The organism is Bacillus sp. P4_D3 (assembly GCF_056401855.1).
The window spans coordinates 1-1,356 of the sequence record NZ_JBFUIN010000786.1 but is presented as its reverse complement, the minus strand read 5'-3'; the positions used below and the strand labels follow the sequence as shown (position 1 = coordinate 1,356).

Sequence of the window (1,356 nt, the reverse complement as noted above, 5' to 3'; positions counted from 1 at the left end):
GAGTATTCATATCGAGTGTCACTGCTTTACCACAAGCAAGAATACATTGTAATTTGTCCTCATTTTCAATAACGAAATATGTAATTGCATGCTCTTGTTGTTCTGTAATGATAGCAGCTAGTTTTGCGACTTCTTGCATAGAGCGATTTGTAAATGCTCGAGAGATAAGTGTTCCAGCATGTATTTCTTCAGATTGTTGTAATAGTTCATTCGCTTCTGCAAATAATAATTTTTCATTCATTGCTTGTACTGCTTTTTCGTTTTCTTTTTGAGAAGTAAGAATCTGTGCTACTTTTGCTGGAATATCAGTTTCGCTACTGYTTAATTGTTTAGAAACATCTTTCATAATTTGTTGCTGTTGTCCCATTAGTTTAAGTGTGCGCCAACCAGCGATAAATGTTAAGCGGATGCCACCTTTATTGCGCTCCCAATTAAGTACTTGAATAGGACCTACTTCACCTGTACGTTTCGGATGCGTTCCACCACAGCCGTTGTAGTCGAAATTTTCGATAATAACAACGCGTATATTTTCTGTCATAGTAGGTTCTTTACGAAGAGGTAATGTTTTCGCTTCTTCTAAGTTCATCCACTGGGTATGGATTGGATGGTTTTCAAAAACAATTTTGTTGGCAATTTGCGCTGCTTTTTCAACCGTTTCTGTAGGAAGATTTTCCGTTTCTAAATCAATTGTTACCGTTTCTTTGCCGAGATGGAACCCAATTGTTGGTATGTCAAAATGGTCCCAAAAAGCAGCAGATAAAATGTGCTGAGCTGTATGTTGCTGCATATGATCAAAACGGCGCTCCCAATCTATTTTACCCTCTACTTCTTCTGTATGTAATTGTTCTATTATGAAATGACGAATTTCTCCATTTACTTCTTCAACGTTACTTACCGGAATACCATTTAAAGTTCCAGTGTCGTGTGGTTGTCCGCCGCCTGTTGGATAAAATGCAGTTTCATTTAAAACAACATATAAGTTTCCTTCTGTATCATGCTCTTGTTTTATAACTTTAGTTGTAAAGGTTTGCTGATAAGCATCGTTGTAATATAATTTTTTCTCCAATTTTCTTTCTCCTTTCTCATTCACTAGTTTCATTGTAAAGCAATTGAAATAAGTTTCCTAATATTTCAGAAGAAAGAAACTATTTTTAGAATTTTCTTGCTATAATAAGAAAAAGAAAATGCGGGGGTGGAATGAAAATGCTATATGAAAACGGCGTAGATAAGCTGCTTAGTTTAAGCAGAAATATTTCCGAATTATATCGAGAATTAAATGAGATGACCCGGATTTTAACGGAATGTAATCGAGAAAGTGTGAAATTTGATCGGTTATATGTAAAGGAGTTACTTTGG

General features: G+C 35.4%; 1 protein-coding gene. It reads right to left on the bottom strand.

What is annotated here, in order from left to right; genetic code table 11:
* Positions 1 to 1,066: alanyl-tRNA editing protein (locus AC1DTM_RS26680; protein ID WP_477001302.1), on the bottom strand; the 1,066-nt coding region annotated here is incomplete at its 3' end.
* Between the last annotated feature and the right edge of the window lie 290 nt (positions 1,067 to 1,356).